Raw genomic sequence first — 19396 nt, 5'->3', positions numbered from 1 at the left:
CAGATTGCTTGGGGTTATATGGTCAAGTGAAGAAGCGCATACGGTGGATGCCTTGGCAGTCAGAGGCGATGAAAGACGTGGTAGCCTGCGAAAAGCTTCGGGGAGTCGGCAAACAGACTTTGATCCGGAGATGTCTGAATGGGGGAACCCAGCCATCATAAGATGGTTATCTTGTACTGAATACATAGGTGCAAGAGGCGAACCAGGGGAACTGAAACATCTAAGTACCCTGAGGAAAAGAAATCAACCGAGATTCCCTTAGTAGTGGCGAGCGAACGGGGACTAGCCCTTAAGCTTCTTTGATTTTAGCGGAACGCTCTGGAAAGTGCGGCCATAGTGGGTGATAGCCCTGTACGCGAAAGGATCTTAGAAGTGAAATCGAGTAGGACGGAGCACGAGAAACTTTGTCTGAATATGGGGGGACCATCCTCCAAGGCTAAATACTACTGACTGACCGATAGTGAACTAGTACCGTGAGGGAAAGGCGAAAAGAACCCCGGAGAGGGGAGTGAAATAGATCCTGAAACCGTATGCGTACAAGCAGTGGGAGCCCACTTTGTTGGGTGACTGCGTACCTTTTGTATAATGGGTCAGCGACTTATTTTCAGTGGCGAGCTTAACCGAATAGGGGAGGCGTAGCGAAAGCGAGTCTTAATAGGGCGTCTAGTCGCTGGGAATAGACCCGAAACCGGGCGATCTATCCATGGGCAGGTTGAAGGTTGGGTAACACTAACTGGAGGACCGAACCGACTACCGTTGAAAAGTTAGCGGATGACCTGTGGATCGGAGTGAAAGGCTAATCAAGCTCGGAGATAGCTGGTTCTCCTCGAAAGCTATTTAGGTAGCGCCTCATGTATCACTGTAGGGGGTAGAGCACTGTTTCGGCTAGGGGGTCATCCCGACTTACCAAACCGATGCAAACTCCGAATACCTACAAGTGCCGAGCATGGGAGACACACGGCGGGTGCTAACGTCCGTCGTGAAAAGGGAAACAACCCAGACCGTCAGCTAAGGTCCCAAAGTTATGGTTAAGTGGGAAACGATGTGGGAAGGCTTAGACAGCTAGGAGGTTGGCTTAGAAGCAGCCACCCTTTAAAGAAAGCGTAATAGCTCACTAGTCGAGTCGGCCTGCGCGGAAGATGTAACGGGGCTCAAACCATACACCGAAGCTACGGGTATCACGCAAGTGATGCGGTAGAGGAGCGTTCTGTAAGCCTGTGAAGGTGAGTTGAGAAGCTTGCTGGAGGTATCAGAAGTGCGAATGCTGACATGAGTAACGACAATGGGTGTGAAAAACACCCACGCCGAAAGACCAAGGTTTCCTGCGCAACGTTAATCGACGCAGGGTTAGTCGGTCCCTAAGGCGAGGCTGAAAAGCGTAGTCGATGGAAAACAGGTTAATATTCCTGTACTTCTGGTTATTGCGATGGAGGGACGGAGAAGGCTAGGCCAGCTTGGCGTTGGTTGTCCAAGTTTAAGGTGGTAGGCTGAGATCTTAGGTAAATCCGGGATCTTAAGGCCGAGAGCTGATGACGAGTTACCCTTTGGGTGACGAAGTGGTTGATGCCATGCTTCCAAGAAAAGCTTCTAAGCTTCAGGTAACCAGGAACCGTACCCCAAACCGACACAGGTGGTTGGGTAGAGAATACCAAGGCGCTTGAGAGAACTCGGGTGAAGGAACTAGGCAAAATGGCACCGTAACTTCGGGAGAAGGTGCGCCGGTGAGGGTGAAGCACTTGCTGCGTAAGCCCACGCCGGTCGAAGATACCAGGCCGCTGCGACTGTTTATTAAAAACACAGCACTCTGCAAACACGAAAGTGTGACGTATATAGGGTGTGACGCCTGCCCGGTGCCGGAAGGTTAATTGATGGGGTTAGCTAACGCGAAGCTCTTGATCGAAGCCCCGGTAAACGGCGGCCGTAACTATAACGGTCCTAAGGTAGCGAAATTCCTTGTCGGGTAAGTTCCGACCTGCACGAATGGCGTAACGATGGCGGCGCTGTCTCCACCCGAGACTCAGTGAAATTGAAATCGCTGTGAAGATGCAGTGTATCCGCGGCTAGACGGAAAGACCCCGTGAACCTTTACTATAGCTTTGCACTGGACTTTGAATTTGCTTGTGTAGGATAGGTGGGAGGCTTTGAAGCGTGGACGCCAGTTCGCGTGGAGCCATCCTTGAAATACCACCCTGGCAACTTTGAGGTTCTAACTCAGGTCCGTTATCCGGATCGAGGACAGTGTATGGTGGGTAGTTTGACTGGGGCGGTCTCCTCCTAAAGAGTAACGGAGGAGTACGAAGGTGCGCTCAGACCGGTCGGAAATCGGTCGTAGAGTATAAAGGCAAAAGCGCGCTTGACTGCGAGACAGACACGTCGAGCAGGTACGAAAGTAGGTCTTAGTGATCCGGTGGTTCTGTATGGAAGGGCCATCGCTCAACGGATAAAAGGTACTCCGGGGATAACAGGCTGATACCGCCCAAGAGTTCATATCGACGGCGGTGTTTGGCACCTCGATGTCGGCTCATCACATCCTGGGGCTGAAGCCGGTCCCAAGGGTATGGCTGTTCGCCATTTAAAGTGGTACGCGAGCTGGGTTTAGAACGTCGTGAGACAGTTCGGTCCCTATCTGCCGTGGACGTTTGAGATTTGAGAGGGGCTGCTCCTAGTACGAGAGGACCGGAGTGGACGAACCTCTGGTGTTCCGGTTGTCACGCCAGTGGCATTGCCGGGTAGCTATGTTCGGGAAAGATAACCGCTGAAAGCATCTAAGCGGGAAACTTGCCTCAAGATGAGATCTCACTGGGACCTTGAGTCCCCTGAAGGGCCGTCGAAGACTACGACGTTGATAGGCAGGGTGTGTAAGCGCTGTGAGGCGTTGAGCTAACCTGTACTAATTGCCCGTGAGGCTTGACCATATAACACCCAAGCAATTTGCTGACCCGAAAGGGCACCAGATTGCGGTGTGTGAAGACGACATGAACCGAAAGTTCGCAGCAAACACACAAACTATCGCATACCCATTCGCTGGAACGTGACCGTAAGGCACGCGCTGGCTACCGAATTTCTTGACGACCATAGAGCATTGGAACCACCTGATCCCATCCCGAACTCAGCAGTGAAACGATGCATCGCCGATGGTAGTGTGGGGTTTCCCCATGTGAGAGTAGGTCATCGTCAAGATTAAATTCCGAAACCCCTATCTGCTGACGCAGGTAGGGGTTTTGTTTTGCCCGCAGGAAAGGCATTTTGTGTTTCTATGCAACGGTCTTGTGCATAGCTATCATGCGGGCCTCATTATCAGGGCGCAGTTCGCATGCTCACGTTGCTAAAACTTCTGAAAGATGGCCGCTTTCATTCGGGCCAAGCGCTCGGCATTGCGCTGGGTATCAGTCGCAGTGCGGTCTGGAAGCAGCTGCAGCACCTGGAGGCGGACTTGGGGTTGTCTGTTCATAAAGTTCGGGGCAGAGGGTATCAGTTGGCCAAGCCCCTGCTGCTTTTGGATGCTGCTGAGATTGGCGCAAATGGTCTTCGTGAGTGGCCCATTCATATATTTGACTCCATCGATTCCACTAACGCAGAAGCCTTACGCTCAATAGAGCGCGGGGTGGCGGCTCCATTCATGGTGTTGGCTGAGCGACAAATGGCTGGCCGAGGTCGTCGTGGTCGTAAATGGGTCAGTCCGTTTGCTGAGAATCTCTATTGCAGCATGGTCTTGCGCATTGACGGTGGCATGCGACAGATCGAAGGGCTCAGTCTTGTTGTTGGGCTTGCTGTCATGCACGCTTTGCGGGATATGGGAATCGTGGAGGCGGGGTTGAAGTGGCCTAACGATGTCCTGGTTGGCGAGAAAAAAATCGCGGGCATTTTACTTGAGTTGGTAGGGGATCCTGCGGACGTCTGTCATGTTGTCCTGGGCGTGGGGGTCAATGTGAATATGCGGTCGACCACCGAGGTTGACCAGCAGTGGACATCCATGTGTCTCGAGGCGGGCAGGGATTTTGACCGGAATGAGTTGGTGGCGCGATTGGGAGCGAAGCTTCAGCAATATCTGAAGCTGCATCATGTGTCCGGATTTGCTGCGATCCAATCGGATTGGGAGCGGTACCACCTCTGGCAGGGGCGCGCTGTATCACTGATTGCCGGTGTCAATCAAATTGACGGTGTTGTGGTGGGGGTTGATCGTCAGGGTGCTCTGCGCTTGAAGGTAGATGGTGTGGAAAAAATCTTTAGTGGTGGTGAGCTCAGTTTGAGGTTGCGTGATGATTCTTGAGCTCGACTGTGGCAACAGCTTTATCAAGTGGCGTGTCCTTCAGTCTGATGGCCTTACGCCCGTCGAGGGAGGGGTCGTCAGTTCCGATAGTGATCTATTGGCGTGCCTGAGCTGTGCTGAGAAATTCCAGCTCAAGAAATGTCGCCTGGTTAGCGTGAGAACAGCAGAAGAAACAGACGCGTTGGTCGCATCGCTGGTTAACGTATTTGGAGTTTCTGTAGCGCGTGCTTTACCCGCTAGGGAAATGGCGGGAGTGAAAAACGGCTATGAGGATTACCAGCGATTGGGGCTCGACCGTTGGCTAGCTCTGCTCGGCGGGTTTCATCTTGCTTCGGGAGCATGTCTGGTACTTGATTTTGGTACGGCGATTACAGCGGATTTCGTGGCTGCTGATGGTGGGCATCTCGGGGGGTTCATTTGCCCAGGTATGCCTTTGATGCGCAATCAATTGCGTACGCATACTCGACGAATTCGTTATGACGATACGGCGGCTGAGCGAGCTCATGAGAGCCTTGCTCCGGGGCGTACGACCGTGGAGGCGGTCGAGCGTGGTTGCATGTTGATGCTCAGAGGGTTTGTCCTGACTCAGCTTGAGTTGGCCCGGGAATATTGGGGGGAGGATTTCGTAGTGTTTCTCACTGGTGGGGATGCCAATTTGGTTTCCGGGGTTGTTCCTGGTGCCAGAATGGTGCCTGACCTGGTTTTTGTTGGTTTGGCGATGGCCTGTCCTTTGTCCTGAGGTTCCTATGCGGTGGCTGTTCCTATTGTTGCTGGTTTTGAATGTCTTCTATTACGTCTGGCATCAACAGGAGGCCCCCCTTCGCGCGAAGGATGTTACGCCGCTAAGTTTGTACCGCGGCTCGCAGCAGGATATCCACCTATTGAGTGAGACGGCGGATGCGCTTGTGAAGCGTGATTCGGGCAAATCCGGTGAGGCGCAAAAAACATGTGTCTACTTGGGTGGCTTTGCTCGCCCGGAAATGGCGAAGCAGCTAGAGCAACGACTAGCAGTATTGGGTGTTGTGGTTCGTCCCGCTACGCTGGGTTCGCCGAACTCACCTGAGGTGGGAGGTTTTTGGGTTCAGGTTTCTCCGGAGGGCTCCGGAAAGGTGAATGAAACGCTGCTTCAAAACCTTTCTAAAGAATTCAATGAGTTAAAACATAAAATAATGCCTTGCGAAGGGGTTGCGCCCGCAGGGTAGTTTGCATAGAATGGCGCCCGCTTCGCAGTGAAGGCCTTTAACGGTTAACGATGTGAAGCGTGGTCAACGCAGCTAACCTCAGGTTTTTTATGAGAAAATGCTTGACAGAAGGCTGGCATAATATAGAATGCCGGCTCGCTTAGGAGGGGTTCCCGAGCGGCCAAAGGGATCAGACTGTAAATCTGACGTCTACGACTTCGAAGGTTCGAATCCTTCCCCCTCCACCATTTTTAGCGTGAGCTGCAAGCTCCGCGGGTATAGTTTAGTGGTAGAACCTCAGCCTTCCAAGCTGATGATGCGGGTTCGATTCCCGCTACCCGCTCCACGTTTGCAGGTTGTGCAGAGTGTTTTGCTCTTGTAGCTCAGTTGGTAGAGCACACCCTTGGTAAGGGTGAGGTCAGCGGTTCAAATCCGCTCAAGAGCTCCATATATAACAAGGCAGATATGAAAATATCTGCCTTTGTTTTAATGGCTTGTGTGACTTGTTAAATTCTTCTCCTAGGGGTGATTGCGATGGCTAAGGAAAAGTTCGAACGTAATAAGCCGCACGTCAACGTTGGTACTATTGGTCACGTTGACCATGGCAAAACCACGCTGACTGCTGCTCTGACCCGGGTCTGCTCCGAAGTTTTCGGTTCGGCCAAGGTTGACTTCGACAAGATCGACAGCGCCCCAGAAGAGAAGGCTCGCGGTATTACCATCAATACTGCTCACGTTGAGTACGATTCGGCTGTGCGTCACTATGCGCACGTTGATTGCCCGGGTCACGCTGACTACGTGAAGAACATGATCACCGGTGCTGCCCAGATGGATGGTGCGATCCTGGTTTGCTCGGCCGCTGATGGTCCGATGCCGCAAACTCGTGAGCACATCCTGCTGTCTCGTCAGGTAGGCGTTCCGTACATCGTTGTCTTCCTGAACAAGGCTGACATGGTTGACGACGCCGAGCTGCTTGAGCTGGTTGAGATGGAGGTGCGTGATCTGCTGAGCACCTACGACTTCCCAGGTGATGACACTCCAATCATCATTGGTTCGGCTCTGATGGCGCTGAATGGTCAGGACGACAACGAAATGGGTACCACCGCTGTCAAGAAGCTGGTGGAAACTCTGGATAGCTACATCCCAGAGCCGGAGCGTGCTATCGACAAGCCGTTCCTGATGCCGATTGAGGACGTGTTCTCGATCTCCGGTCGCGGTACTGTTGTCACTGGTCGTGTTGAGCGTGGCATCGTTCGTATCCAGGAAGAGGTTGAGATTGTTGGTCTGCGCGACACTCAGAAGACAACCTGCACCGGCGTTGAAATGTTCCGCAAGCTGCTCGATGAAGGTCGTGCTGGTGAGAACTGTGGCGTGCTGCTCCGTGGTACCAAGCGTGACGATGTTGAGCGTGGCCAGGTTCTGGTCAAGCCGGGCACCGTCAAGCCGCACACCAAGTTCACCGCAGAAGTTTACGTTCTGAGTAAGGAAGAAGGCGGTCGTCATACTCCGTTCTTCAAAGGCTACCGTCCGCAGTTCTACTTCCGTACCACTGATGTGACCGGTAACTGCGAGCTGCCAGAAGGCGTTGAAATGGTAATGCCAGGTGACAACATTCAGATGACTGTTACCCTGATCAAGACCATTGCGATGGAAGACGGTCTGCGTTTCGCTATCCGTGAGGGTGGTCGTACCGTTGGCGCTGGCGTCGTAGCCAAAGTTATCGAGTAAACAGTTGTAATGTCTTTTTCGGGCCGGCATAATGGTCGGCCTGATTTTGTTTTAGGTCAGTAGCTCAATTGGCAGAGCGACGGTCTCCAAAACCGTAGGTTGGGGGTTCGATTCCCTCCTGACCTGCCAGATTCACTTGGTGTATCTGGCTTTCTTTTCACAGGATCTTCATAGATGACTCCTAAAGCTGAAGCTCAAGGCTCTCGCTTCGATCTGCTCAAGTGGCTAGTGGTAGTCGCTTTGGTGGTTGTTGGCGTTGTCGGCAATCAGTATTACTCTGCTTCGCCGATCCTGTACCGCGTACTCGCATTGCTTGCCATTGCTGCTGTTGCTGCCTTTGTTGGTCTGCAAACAGCCAAGGGCAAGTCTTTCTTTGTACTCGCTAAGGAAGCTCGCACCGAGATTCGTAAAGTCGTATGGCCGACTCGCCAAGAAACCACGCAGACCACGTTGATCGTTGTGGCTGTTGTTCTGGTAATGGCGTTGCTGTTGTGGGGGCTCGATTCCCTGCTCGGCTGGCTTGTTTCCTTGATTGTTGGCTAAGGGTGTCCCGTGGCTAAGCGTTGGTACGTTGTGCATGCTTACTCGGGTTACGAGAAGCATGTTATGCGCTCGCTGATAGAGCGCGTCAAGCTGGCTGGCATGGAAGATGGCTTTGGCGAAATTCTGGTCCCCACTGAAGAAGTGGTTGAGATGCGTAATGGCCAGAAGCGCAAAAGCGAACGCAAGTTCTTTCCAGGCTATGTGCTGGTACAGATGGACATGAACGAAGGGACTTGGCACTTGGTCAAGGATACCCCTCGGGTGATGGGTTTCATCGGCGGTACCGCTGATAAGCCTGCACCGATCACGGACAAAGAGGCAGAAGCAATTCTGCGTCGCGTCGCTGATGGTAGCGACAAGCCGAAGCCAAAAACGCTGTTTGAGCCGGGTGAAGTTGTACGTGTCACTGATGGTCCATTCGCCGATTTTAATGGCACGGTTGAAGAAGTTAACTACGAAAAGAGCCGGATCCAAGTGGCAGTGCTCATTTTCGGTCGCTCTACTCCGGTAGAGCTAGAGTTCAGTCAGGTCGAAAAGGTCTGATTGAGCAGGCATCCCAACCCCGCAGCCCTAGGCTGTGGGGTTTTGTCGTCACTGGGATAAACGCGCAAGTAACCGGGGAGCCTTTCGAGGCGCTCGAACCCGTAATTGGAGTGCCTCATGGCCAAGAAAATTACCGCTTACATCAAGCTGCAAGTGAAGGCTGCTCAGGCTAACCCAAGCCCACCTGTTGGTCCTGCCCTGGGTCAGCATGGCGTGAACATCATGGAATTCTGCAAGGCCTTCAACGCCCGTACCCAGGGTATTGAGCCAGGCCTGCCGACTCCAGTGATCATCACTGTCTACAGCGACCGTAGCTTCACCTTCGAAACAAAAAGCACCCCTGCTTCGGTTCTGCTGAAGAAGGCTGCAGGTTTGACCAGCGGTTCCGCTCGTCCAAACACCGTTAAGGTTGGCACCGTTACCCGTGCTCAGCTGGAAGAAATCGCGAAAACCAAAAACGCGGATCTGACTGCAGCTGATATGGATGCAGCCGTGCGTACTATCGCCGGTTCTGCTCGTAGCATGGGCCTTAACGTGGAGGGTGTGTAATGGCTAAGCTGACCAAGCGTCAAAAGGCTATCGCCGGCAAAATCGAAGCAGGCAAGGCCTACAACTTTGTAGACGCCGCCGCTCTGCTGGCCGAGCTGTCGACTGTCAAGTTCAGCGAGTCGTTCGACGTTGCTGTAAACCTGGGTGTTGACCCACGTAAATCCGACCAGGTCGTTCGTAGCGCTACCGTGCTGCCACACGGCACTGGCAAGACCGTTCGTGTTGCTGTTTTCACCCAGGGCCCTGCAGCTGAAGCTGCTCTGGCTGCTGGTGCTGATCGCGTAGGCATGGACGATCTGGCTGCCGAAATGAAAGGCGGCGACCTGAACTATGACGTAGTTATCGCATCTCCTGATGCCATGCGCGTTGTAGGTCAGTTGGGTCAGATCCTCGGTCCACGTGGCCTGATGCCTAACCCTAAAGTCGGCACCGTAACACCAGACGTAGCCACTGCGGTTAAAAACGCCAAGGCGGGTCAGGTTCGTTATCGCACCGACAAAAACGGCATCATTCACACCTCCGTTGGCAAGATTGGCTTCGACGCCGTCAAGCTGAAGGAAAACGTTGAAGCCCTGATCGCTGATCTGAAGCGTATCAAGCCAGCTTCTTCGAAAGGTATCTACGTCAAGCGCGTTACCCTGAGCACCACCATGGGCCCAGGTCTGGTCATCGATCAGAGCTCGCTGGACGCGTAAGACGCGGATTGGCGCAAGCAATTGCGCCAATCGAAAAATTGGGGTCCCTGCCTGGCGGGGGCTGTCCAAGACCGTAGGCGACGCAAGTCTTAAACCACAAGCCTACGCAGATGGTGCTCCCGGTTCCTTACCGAATCAGACACCAAAACGACATCCGATTTCGATTGGATGAAACGGTAACAAGCAGGAGTTAAACCCGTGGCAATTAAACTCGAAGACAAGAAGGCCATCGTCGCTGAAGTCAACGAGGCTGCCAAAGCTGCTCTGTCCGCTGTCGTGGCTGATGCCCGTGGCGTAACAGTAGGCGCTATGACCGGACTCCGTAAAGAGGCTCGTGAAGCTGGCGTTTACGTACGTGTTGTACGTAACACCCTGCTCAAGCGCGCTGTTGCTGACACTGAATACAGTGTCCTCAACGACGTGTTCACCGGCCCGACCTTGATTGCATTCTCGAAAGAACATCCGGGCGCTGCTGCTCGTATCTTCAAAGAGTTCGCAAAAGGTCAGGACAAGTTCGAGATTAAGGCAGCTGCGTTCGAGGGCAAGTTCCTCGCAGCTAACCAGATCGACGTACTGGCAACTCTGCCGACCCGTGACGAAGCAATTTCTCAGCTGATGAGCGTGATTCAAGGCGCAACCAGCAAATTGGCTCGTACCCTGGCGGCACTGCGCGACCAGAAAGAAGCTGCCGCAGCCTAAGGCTGAGCACCTCTTTTCGCGTTTTTTGTTTATTTCGATGGTCGCGTAGGCCGTCCCCCAATTCAGGAATTTAGAGTCATGTCTATCTCTCAAAACGATATCCTCGAAGCCGTTGGCAACATGTCCGTAATGGAAGTTGTTGAGCTGATCAAAGCTTTCGAAGAAAAATTCGGTGTTACCGCTGCTGCCGCTTCGGCTGGTCCAGCTGTTGCTGTTGCTGCTGCTGAAGAGCAAACCGAATTCAACGTCATGCTGACCGAAGCTGGCGAGAAGAAAGTTAACGTGATCAAGGCAGTACGTGAACTGACCGGTCTGGGCCTGAAAGAAGCCAAGGCTGTAGTTGACGGCGCTCCTGCCATGGTTCTGGAAGCTGTTGCCAAAGACGCAGCTGACAAAGCCAAAGCTGTTCTGGAAGAAGCAGGCGCTAAAGTCGAGCTGAAGTAAGCATCGACTTTGCGTCTCCAGCCCGAGCGTTAAGCGACAGGCTGATGGCTGGTGGCTCTTGCCACCGGCCTTTTTCCGTTACTGGCAGCCGACTGGGTCGGTGCTGATAGCGAGCTGTAACCACCCGATGTGGTGGCGCAAACCATGGGGTTTGCACGATTTTCTGGCTGCTCCCGTCGGGAGGGGCCAAACAAGCAGGTGACCAAGCTGGGGAACGCTGATGGCTTACTCATATACTGAGAAAAAACGTATCCGCAAGGACTTTAGCAAGTTGCCGGACGTCATGGATGTGCCGTACCTCCTGGCCATCCAGCTGGATTCGTATCGTGAATTCTTGCAAGCGGGAGCGACTAAAGATCAGTTCCGCGACGTGGGCCTGCATGCGGCCTTCAAATCCGTTTTCCCGATCATCAGCTACTCCGGCAATGCTGCGCTGGAGTACGTCGGTTATCGCCTGGGCGAACCGGCATTTGATGTCAAAGAATGCGTATTGCGCGGTGTAACTTACGCCGTACCTTTGCGGGTAAAAGTGCGCCTGATCATTTTCGACAAAGAATCGTCGAACAAAGCGATCAAGGACATCAAAGAGCAAGAAGTCTACATGGGTGAAATCCCCCTGATGACTGAGAACGGTACCTTCGTAATCAACGGTACCGAGCGTGTAATCGTTTCCCAGCTGCACCGTTCTCCAGGCGTGTTCTTCGACCACGACCGTGGCAAGACGCACAGCTCCGGCAAACTGCTCTACTCCGCGCGCATCATTCCTTACCGCGGCTCGTGGTTGGACTTCGAGTTCGACCCGAAAGATTGCGTATTCGTGCGTATCGACCGTCGTCGCAAGCTGCCTGCCTCGGTACTGCTGCGTGCGCTCGGCTATACCACCGAAGAAGTACTGGACGCGTTCTACACCACCAACGTTTTCCACGTGCAGGGTGAAAACCTCAGCCTGGAGCTGGTGCCTCAGCGTCTGCGCGGTGAAATCGCTGTCCTCGATATCCAGGATGACAAGGGCAAGGTTATTGTCGAGCAGGGTCGCCGTATCACCGCTCGCCACATCAACCAGCTGGAAAAGGCCGGGATCAAAGAGCTGCAGGTGCCTCTGGACTACGTCCTGGGTCGCACCACCGCCAAGGTCATCGTGCACCCGGCTACCGGCGAAATCCTGGCAGAGTGCAACACCGAGCTGAACACTGAGATCCTGGCAAAAATCGCCAAGGCCCAGGTCGTTCGCATCGAAACTCTGTACACCAACGATATCGACTGCGGTCCGTTCATCTCCGACACGCTGAAGATCGACTCCACCGGCAACCAACTGGAAGCCCTGGTCGAGATCTATCGCATGATGCGTCCTGGCGAGCCGCCAACCAAGGATGCAGCCGAGACTCTGTTCAACAACCTGTTCTTCAGCCCTGAGCGCTATGACCTGTCTGCGGTCGGCCGGATGAAGTTCAACCGTCGTATCGGTCGTACCGAGATCGAAGGTTCGGGCGTGTTGAATAAAGACGACATCGTCGCGGTACTCAAGACTCTGGTCGACATCCGCAACGGTAAAGGCATCGTCGATGACATCGACCACCTGGGTAACCGTCGTGTTCGCTGCGTAGGCGAAATGGCCGAGAACCAGTTCCGTGTTGGCCTGGTGCGTGTAGAGCGCGCGGTCAAGGAACGTCTGTCGATGGCTGAAAGCGAAGGCCTGATGCCGCAAGACCTGATCAACGCCAAGCCAGTGGCTGCGGCAGTGAAGGAGTTCTTCGGTTCGAGCCAGCTGTCTCAGTTCATGGACCAGAACAACCCGCTGTCCGAGATCACCCACAAGCGTCGTGTCTCCGCACTCGGCCCGGGCGGTCTGACCCGCGAGCGCGCAGGCTTCGAAGTTCGTGACGTACACCCGACTCACTACGGTCGTGTATGCCCGATTGAAACGCCGGAAGGTCCGAACATCGGTCTGATCAACTCCCTGGCCGCCTATGCGCGCACCAACCAGTATGGCTTCCTCGAGAGCCCGTACCGTGTGGTGAAAGACGCTCTGGTCACCGACGAGATCGTGTTCCTGTCCGCCATCGAAGAAGCCGATCACGTGATCGCTCAGGCTTCGGCCACGATGAACGACAAGAAAGTCCTGATCGACGAGCTGGTAGCTGTTCGTCACTTGAACGAGTTCACCGTCAAGGCGCCGGAAGACGTCACCTTGATGGACGTATCGCCGAAGCAGGTAGTTTCGGTTGCAGCGTCGCTGATCCCGTTCCTCGAGCACGACGACGCCAACCGTGCGTTGATGGGTTCGAACATGCAGCGTCAGGCTGTACCCACTCTGCGTGCCGACAAGCCGCTGGTAGGTACCGGCATGGAGCGTAACGTAGCCCGTGACTCCGGCGTTTGCGTCGTGGCTCGTCGTGGCGGCGTGATCGACTCCGTCGATGCCAGTCGTATCGTGGTTCGTGTTGCCGATGACGAAGTTGAAACTGGCGAAGCCGGTGTCGACATCTACAACCTGACCAAATACACCCGCTCCAACCAGAACACCTGCATCAACCAGCGTCCGCTGGTGAGCAAGGGTGACCGGGTTCAGCGTAGCGACATCATGGCCGACGGCCCGTCCACCGATATGGGTGAGCTGGCGCTGGGTCAGAACATGCGCATCGCGTTCATGGCGTGGAACGGCTTCAACTTCGAAGACTCCATCTGCCTGTCCGAGCGTGTTGTTCAGGAAGATCGCTTCACCACGATCCACATTCAGGAACTGACCTGTGTGGCCCGTGATACCAAGCTTGGCCCAGAGGAAATCACTGCGGACATCCCGAACGTGGGTGAAGCTGCACTGAACAAGCTGGACGAAGCCGGTATCGTTTACGTAGGTGCTGAAGTTGGCGCAGGCGACATCCTGGTCGGCAAGGTCACTCCGAAAGGCGAGACCCAGCTGACTCCGGAAGAAAAACTGCTGCGTGCCATCTTCGGTGAAAAAGCCAGCGACGTTAAAGACACCTCCCTGCGCGTGCCTACCGGCACCAAGGGTACTGTCATCGACGTACAGGTCTTCACTCGTGACGGCGTTGAGCGTGACGCTCGTGCACTGTCCATAGAGAAGACTCAACTCGACGAGATCCGCAAGGACCTGAACGAAGAGTTCCGTATCATCGAAGGCGCAACTTTCGAACGTCTGCGCTCTGCTCTGGTCGGCCACAAAGCCGAAGGCGGCGCCGGCCTGAAGAAAGGTCAGGAAATCACCGACGAAGTTCTCGACGGTCTTGAGCATGGCCAGTGGTTCAAGCTGCGCATGGCTGAAGATGCTCTGAACGAGCAACTCGAGAAGGCTCAGGCCTATATCGTTGATCGCCGCCGTCTGCTGGACGACAAGTTTGAAGACAAGAAGCGCAAACTGCAGCAGGGCGATGACCTGGCTCCGGGCGTGCTGAAAATCGTCAAGGTTTACCTGGCAATCCGTCGTCGCATCCAGCCGGGCGACAAGATGGCCGGTCGTCACGGTAACAAGGGTGTGGTCTCCGTGATCATGCCAGTTGAAGACATGCCGCACGATGCCAATGGCACCCCGGTCGATGTGGTCCTCAACCCGTTGGGCGTACCTTCGCGTATGAACGTTGGTCAGATCCTTGAAACCCACCTGGGCCTCGCGGCCAAAGGTCTGGGCGAGAAGATCAACCGTATGATCGAAGAGCAGCGCAAGGTCGCTGACCTGCGTAAGTTCCTGCACGAGATCTACAACGAGATCGGTGGGCGCAACGAAGAGCTGGACACCTTCACCGACCAGGAAATCCTGGACTTGGCGAAGAACCTGCGCGGCGGCGTTCCAATGGCTACTCCGGTGTTCGACGGTGCCAAGGAAAGCGAAATCAAGGCCATGCTGAAACTGGCAGACTTGCCAGAAAGCGGCCAGATGCAGCTGTTCGACGGCCGTACCGGCAACAAGTTCGAGCGCCCGGTTACTGTTGGCTACATGTACATGCTGAAGCTGAACCACTTGGTGGACGACAAGATGCACGCTCGTTCTACCGGTTCTTACAGCCTGGTTACCCAGCAACCGCTGGGTGGTAAGGCACAGTTCGGTGGTCAGCGTTTCGGGGAGATGGAGGTCTGGGCACTGGAAGCGTACGGTGCCGCATACACTCTGCAAGAAATGCTCACAGTGAAGTCGGACGATGTGAACGGCCGGACCAAGATGTACAAAAACATCGTGGACGGCGATCACCGTATGGAGCCGGGCATGCCCGAGTCTTTCAACGTGTTGATCAAGGAAATTCGTTCCCTCGGCATCGATATCGATCTGGAAACCGAATAACACGTGACGCGAATCGAGAGCGGGGCTGTTTTGCCCGCTCTCTGCTCCGCCAGGAGGAAAGGCCTTGAAAGACCTACTGAATTTGCTGAAAAACCAGGGTCAAGTCGAAGAGTTCGACGCCATCCGTATTGGATTGGCCTCGCCTGAGATGATCCGTTCGTGGTCGTTCGGTGAAGTTAAAAAGCCGGAAACCATCAACTACCGTACGTTCAAACCCGAGCGTGACGGCCTGTTCTGCGCCAAGATCTTTGGCCCGGTAAAGGATTACGAGTGCCTGTGCGGTAAGTACAAGCGCTTGAAGCACCGTGGTGTGATTTGCGAGAAGTGCGGCGTTGAAGTTGCGCTGGCAAAAGTTCGTCGTGAGCGCATGGCGCACATCGAACTGGCCTCGCCGGTTGCCCACATCTGGTTCCTGAAGTCGCTGCCGTCCCGTATCGGCCTGCTGATGGACATGACCCTGCGTGATATCGAACGTGTTCTCTACTTCGAGAGCTATGTCGTTATCGATCCGGGCATGACCACCCTTGAAAAAGGTCAGTTGCTCAACGACGAGCAGTACTTCGAAGCGCTGGAAGAGTTCGGCGACGATTTCGATGCCCGCATGGGTGCCGAAGCTGTCCGCGAGCTGCTGCACGCTATCGACCTGGAGCACGAGATTGGCCGTCTGCGCGAAGAAATTCCGCAAACCAACTCCGAAACCAAGATCAAGAAGCTGTCCAAGCGTCTGAAGTTGATGGAAGCCTTCCAGGGCTCCGGCAACCTGCCAGAGTGGATGGTGCTGACCGTTCTGCCGGTTCTGCCGCCAGACCTGCGTCCACTGGTTCCGCTCGATGGCGGTCGTTTCGCGACTTCCGACCTCAACGACTTGTATCGTCGAGTGATCAACCGTAACAACCGCTTGAAGCGCCTGCTCGATCTGTCCGCTCCGGACATCATCGTGCGCAACGAAAAGCGTATGTTGCAGGAAGCGGTCGACGCATTGCTCGACAACGGTCGTCGTGGCCGCGCTATCACCGGTTCCAACAAGCGTCCTCTGAAATCCCTGGCTGACATGATCAAGGGTAAGCAGGGTCGTTTCCGTCAGAACTTGCTCGGTAAGCGTGTTGACTACTCTGGTCGTTCGGTAATTACCGTCGGCCCGACCCTGCGTCTGCACCAGTGCGGTCTGCCTAAGAAAATGGCTCTGGAGCTGTTCAAGCCGTTCATTTTCGGCAAGCTGGAAATGCGTGGTCTCGCGACCACCATCAAAGCAGCCAAGAAGATGGTCGAGCGCGAGCTGCCAGAGGTCTGGGACGTTCTCGCTGAAGTGATTCGCGAACACCCAGTGCTGCTCAACCGTGCACCGACCCTTCACCGTCTGGGTATCCAGGCGTTTGAACCGGTACTGATCGAAGGTAAGGCTATCCAGCTGCACCCGCTGGTCTGTGCTGCGTACAACGCCGACTTCGACGGCGACCAAATGGCCGTGCACGTACCGCTGACGCTGGAAGCCCAGCTCGAAGCGCGTGCGCTGATGATGTCGACCAACAACATTCTGTCGCCAGCCAACGGTGAGCCAATCATCGTTCCGTCGCAGGACGTTGTATTGGGTCTGTACTACATGACTCGTGAAGCGATCAACGCCAAGGGCGAAGGTCGTGTGTTCGCAGATCTGCAGGAAGTTGACCGTGTGTTCCGTGCCGGCGAAGCCGCACTGCACGCCAAGGTCAAAGTGCGGATCAACGAAACCGTGAACGATCGTGATGGCGGCAGCGTGACCAACACCCGTATCGTCGACACCACCGTCGGCCGTGCGCTGTTGTTCCAGGTTGTGCCAAAAGGCCTGTCCTTCGACGTCGTCAACTTGCCGATGAAGAAAAAGGCGATCTCCAAGCTGATCAACCAGTGCTACCGCGTGGTTGGTCTGAAAGAGACCGTGATCTTCGCTGACCAGTTGATGTACACCGGTTTTGCCTATTCGACCATTTCCGGCGTTTCCATCGGTGTTAACGACTTTGTTATCCCGGATGAAAAAGCCCGCATCATCGGTGCTGCCACCGAAGAAGTGAAAGAGATCGAAAGTCAGTACGCCTCCGGCCTGGTAACCCAGGGCGAGAAGTACAACAAGGTGATCGACCTCTGGTCCAAGGCGAACGACGAAGTATCCAAGGCGATGATGGCAAACCTCTCGAAAGAGAAAGTCATCGACCGTCATGGCAACGAAGTCGACCAAGAGTCCTTCAACTCGATGTACATGATGGCTGACTCGGGCGCACGGGGTTCTGCTGCGCAGATCCGTCAGCTCGCCGGTATGCGTGGCCTGATGGCCAAGCCGGACGGCTCCATCATCGAGACCCCGATTACCGCGAACTTCCGTGAAGGTTTGAGCGTACTCCAGTACTTCATCTCCACTCACGGTGCTCGTAAGGGTCTTGCGGATACCGCGTTGAAAACGGCGAACTCCGGTTACCTGACTCGTCGTCTGGTAGACGTTGCGCAGGATCTGGTCGTGACCGAGATCGATTGCGGCACCGAACACGGCTTGGTAATGACTCCGCACATTGAAGGCGGTGACGTTGTAGAGCCGCTGGGTGAGCGCGTATTAGGTCGTGTCATCGCCCGTGACGTATTCAAGCCGGGTACCGAGGACGTAATCGTTCCTGCCGGCACCCTGGTTGACGAGAAGTGGGTCGAGTTCATCGAACTCAACAGCATCGACGAAGTGATCGTACGTTCGCCGATCAGCTGCGAAACCCGCTACGGCATCTGCGCCAAGTGCTACGGTCGCGACCTGGCTCGTGGTCATCAGGTGAACATCGGTGAAGCGGTCGGCGTTATCGCTGCCCAGTCCATCGGTGAGCCGGGTACCCAGCTGACGATGCGTACGTTCCACATCGGTGGTGCGGCAAGCCGGACCTCCGCTGCAGACAGCGTACAGGTGAAGAATGGCGGTACTGTCCGTCTGCACAACCTCAAGCACGTAGAGCGCGTGGACGGTCACCTGGTGGCTGTATCGCGTTCCGGTGAGCTGGCGATCGCTGACGACTTCGGTCGCGAGCGCGAGCGCTACAAGCTGCCGTACGGTGCTGTGATTTCGGTCAAGGAAGGTGACAAGGTCGACGCTGGCGCTATCGTGGCCAAGTGGGATCCGCACACCCACCCAATCGTGACCGAAATGAAAGGTACCGTGACCTACGTGGGCATGGAAGAAGGCATCACGATCAAGCGTCAGACTGACGAATTGACCGGTATGACCAACATTGAAGTACTTGATGCGAAAGATCGTCCAGCTGCGGGCAAGGACATCCGTCCGGCCGTGAAGATGGTCGACGACAACGGCAAGGATCTGTTGCTGCCAGGCACTGACGTAATCGCTCAGTACTTCCTGCCAGCCAACGCCCTGGTCGGTGTTGCGGACGGTGCGCGGATCGCGATCGGTGATGTTATCGCTCGTATCCCGCAGGAAACTTCGAAAACCCGTGACATCACCGGTGGTCTGCCGCGTGTTGCCGACTTGTTCGAAGCCCGTCGTCCGAAAGAAGCCTCGATTCTGGCTGAAGTCAGCGGCACCATCGCGTTCGGTAAAGAGACCAAGGGCAAGCGTCGTCTGGTCATTACCCCGAACGACGGTAGCGATCCGTACGAAGAGCTGATTCCGAAGTGGCGTCACCTGAACGTCTTCGAAGGCGAACAGGTAAACCGCGGCGAAGTTATCTCCGACGGCCCGAGCGATCCACACGACATCCTGCGTCTGCTGGGTGTGAGTGCGCTGGCCAAGTACATCGTGAACGAGATCCAGGACGTTTATCGTCTGCAAGGCGTGAAGATCAACGACAAGCACATCGAGACCATCCTGCGTCAGATGCTGCGTAAAGTTGAAATCGCTGAATCCGGCGATTCGAGTTTCATCAAGGGCGACCAAATGGAACTGACTCACGTACTGGTAGAAAACGAGCGCCTGGCTGCGGACGACAAGTTCGTATCCAAGTTCACTCGCGTGCTGCTGGGTATCACCAAGGCGTCGTTGTCCACCGAATCGTTCATCTCGGCGGCTTCCTTCCAGGAAACCACCCGTGTACTGACCGAGGCGGCGGTAACCGGCAAGCGCGATTACCTGCGCGGCCTGAAAGAAAACGTGGTCGTGGGTCGTCTGATCCCGGCTGGTACCGGTTTGGCCTATCACAGCGAGCGCAAGCGTCGCCGTGATGCAGACAAACCGTTGCGCGTAAGCGCCAGTGAAGTGGAAGCTGCACTGACCGAAGCGCTGAACTCGAGCGGTAACTGAGTTCTGTAGTAATTGAGTGCCTGGCCCTGGTCATCCCGCACGCCGAATCGAGACAGATTGTCGAGATCCGGCGGGCGGGGAGGTCGGGGCCTTGCCTTGACTGGGAACAAGATCCTCTTTAGACTCTTGATCCCCTAAATTTGGCGGGAATTCGTTCCTGCCATTTTGCTTTTCTTGTAAGACAAT

The 19396-nt window shown here is 55.0% G+C and carries 12 protein-coding genes, 4 tRNA genes and 2 rRNA genes; all 18 read left to right on the top strand.

Annotated elements, in window-relative coordinates; translation table 11 throughout:
• The first annotated feature begins 20 nt into the window (after positions 1-20).
• The 18 genes from SGN16_RS26485 (at position 21) to rpoC (ending at position 19210) form a co-directional block, all read left to right on the top strand.
• Positions 21-2915, top strand: a 23S ribosomal RNA gene (locus SGN16_RS26485).
• A 149-nt stretch (positions 2916-3064) separates the two neighbouring features.
• Positions 3065-3180, top strand: a 5S ribosomal RNA gene (rrf, locus tag SGN16_RS26480).
• A 133-nt stretch (positions 3181-3313) separates the two neighbouring features.
• The gene (birA, locus tag SGN16_RS26475) at positions 3314-4270 is read left to right on the top strand and encodes a bifunctional biotin--[acetyl-CoA-carboxylase] ligase/biotin operon repressor BirA (protein ID WP_335946009.1); all 957 of its coding nucleotides are present in this window, start codon (positions 3314-3316) and stop codon (positions 4268-4270) included.
• Positions 4260-5009, top strand: a complete 750-nt coding sequence (locus tag SGN16_RS26470) for a pantothenate kinase (RefSeq protein WP_335946008.1) — start codon at positions 4260-4262, stop codon at positions 5007-5009. The genes birA and SGN16_RS26470 overlap by 11 nt, the downstream gene beginning before the upstream one ends.
• A gap of 7 nt (positions 5010-5016) precedes the next feature.
• Positions 5017-5472, top strand: a complete 456-nt coding sequence (locus SGN16_RS26465; RefSeq protein WP_335946007.1) for a hypothetical protein — start codon at positions 5017-5019, stop codon at positions 5470-5472.
• A gap of 142 nt (positions 5473-5614) precedes the next feature.
• Positions 5615-5699 (top strand) — tRNA-Tyr (locus SGN16_RS26460).
• 24 nt (positions 5700-5723) lie between these two features.
• Positions 5724-5797, top strand: a tRNA-Gly gene (locus tag SGN16_RS26455).
• A 26-nt stretch (positions 5798-5823) separates the two neighbouring features.
• Positions 5824-5899: transfer RNA gene (locus SGN16_RS26450), tRNA-Thr, on the top strand.
• Between the two features lie 86 nt (positions 5900-5985).
• Positions 5986-7179: an elongation factor Tu gene (gene tuf, locus SGN16_RS26445; protein ID WP_003186103.1), complete on the top strand. Its 1194-nt coding sequence runs from the start codon at positions 5986-5988 to the stop codon at positions 7177-7179.
• A gap of 53 nt (positions 7180-7232) precedes the next feature.
• Positions 7233-7308: transfer RNA gene (locus SGN16_RS26440), tRNA-Trp, on the top strand.
• A gap of 45 nt (positions 7309-7353) precedes the next feature.
• Positions 7354-7722, top strand: coding sequence for a preprotein translocase subunit SecE (secE, locus tag SGN16_RS26435; protein WP_003186101.1), 369 nt, complete (start codon positions 7354-7356; stop codon positions 7720-7722).
• A gap of 9 nt (positions 7723-7731) precedes the next feature.
• On the top strand, positions 7732-8265 hold the full coding sequence (gene nusG, locus SGN16_RS26430) for a transcription termination/antitermination protein NusG (RefSeq protein WP_010443972.1): 534 nt from the start codon (positions 7732-7734) through the stop codon (positions 8263-8265).
• A 117-nt stretch (positions 8266-8382) separates the two neighbouring features.
• Positions 8383-8814 (top strand): 50S ribosomal protein L11, encoded by a 432-nt coding sequence (gene rplK / locus SGN16_RS26425; RefSeq protein ID WP_003210097.1) that lies wholly within the window; start codon positions 8383-8385, stop codon positions 8812-8814.
• A complete protein-coding gene (gene rplA, locus SGN16_RS26420; protein WP_003186095.1) occupies positions 8814-9509 on the top strand; it encodes a 50S ribosomal protein L1 in 696 nt (231 codons plus the stop codon). Before rplK ends, rplA begins: the two co-directional genes overlap by 1 nt.
• Before the next feature lie 198 nt (positions 9510-9707).
• A complete protein-coding gene (gene rplJ / locus SGN16_RS26415) occupies positions 9708-10208 on the top strand; it encodes a 50S ribosomal protein L10 (RefSeq protein WP_210641394.1) in 501 nt (166 codons plus the stop codon).
• A gap of 78 nt (positions 10209-10286) precedes the next feature.
• On the top strand, positions 10287-10652 hold the full coding sequence (gene rplL / locus SGN16_RS26410) for a 50S ribosomal protein L7/L12 (protein ID WP_210641392.1): 366 nt from the start codon (positions 10287-10289) through the stop codon (positions 10650-10652).
• A gap of 220 nt (positions 10653-10872) precedes the next feature.
• Positions 10873-14946, top strand: a complete 4074-nt coding sequence (rpoB, locus tag SGN16_RS26405) for a DNA-directed RNA polymerase subunit beta (protein WP_335946006.1) — start codon at positions 10873-10875, stop codon at positions 14944-14946.
• Positions 14947-15010: 64 nt separating this feature from the next.
• A complete protein-coding gene (gene rpoC, locus SGN16_RS26400; RefSeq protein WP_123415185.1) occupies positions 15011-19210 on the top strand; it encodes a DNA-directed RNA polymerase subunit beta' in 4200 nt (1399 codons plus the stop codon).
• Positions 19211-19396: the final 186 nt, after the last annotated feature.

Origin of the sequence: Pseudomonas sp. G166, from assembly GCF_037027455.2 — a bacterium.
Lineage (GTDB): Bacteria > Pseudomonadota > Gammaproteobacteria > Pseudomonadales > Pseudomonadaceae > Aquipseudomonas.
This window is presented reverse-complemented; position numbering and strand designations above follow the sequence as displayed.

Bases quoted from the DNA above. Each gene is read 5' to 3' on its own strand.
- SGN16_RS26465 (WP_335946007.1), top strand. From the start codon at position 5,017: ATGCGGTGGCTGTTCCTATTGTTGCTGGTTTTGAATGTCTTCTATTAC.
- SGN16_RS26470 (WP_335946008.1), top strand. From the start codon at position 4,260: ATGATTCTTGAGCTCGACTGTGGCAACAGCTTTATCAAGTGGCGTGTC.
- birA (WP_335946009.1), top strand. From the start codon at position 3,314: ATGCTCACGTTGCTAAAACTTCTGAAAGATGGCCGCTTTCATTCGGGC.
- rplA (WP_003186095.1), top strand. From the start codon at position 8,814: ATGGCTAAGCTGACCAAGCGTCAAAAGGCTATCGCCGGCAAAATCGAA.
- rpoB (WP_335946006.1), top strand. From the start codon at position 10,873: ATGGCTTACTCATATACTGAGAAAAAACGTATCCGCAAGGACTTTAGC.
- secE (WP_003186101.1), top strand. From the start codon at position 7,354: ATGACTCCTAAAGCTGAAGCTCAAGGCTCTCGCTTCGATCTGCTCAAG.
- tuf (WP_003186103.1), top strand. From the start codon at position 5,986: ATGGCTAAGGAAAAGTTCGAACGTAATAAGCCGCACGTCAACGTTGGT.
- rplL (WP_210641392.1), top strand. From the start codon at position 10,287: ATGTCTATCTCTCAAAACGATATCCTCGAAGCCGTTGGCAACATGTCC.
- rplK (WP_003210097.1), top strand. From the start codon at position 8,383: ATGGCCAAGAAAATTACCGCTTACATCAAGCTGCAAGTGAAGGCTGCT.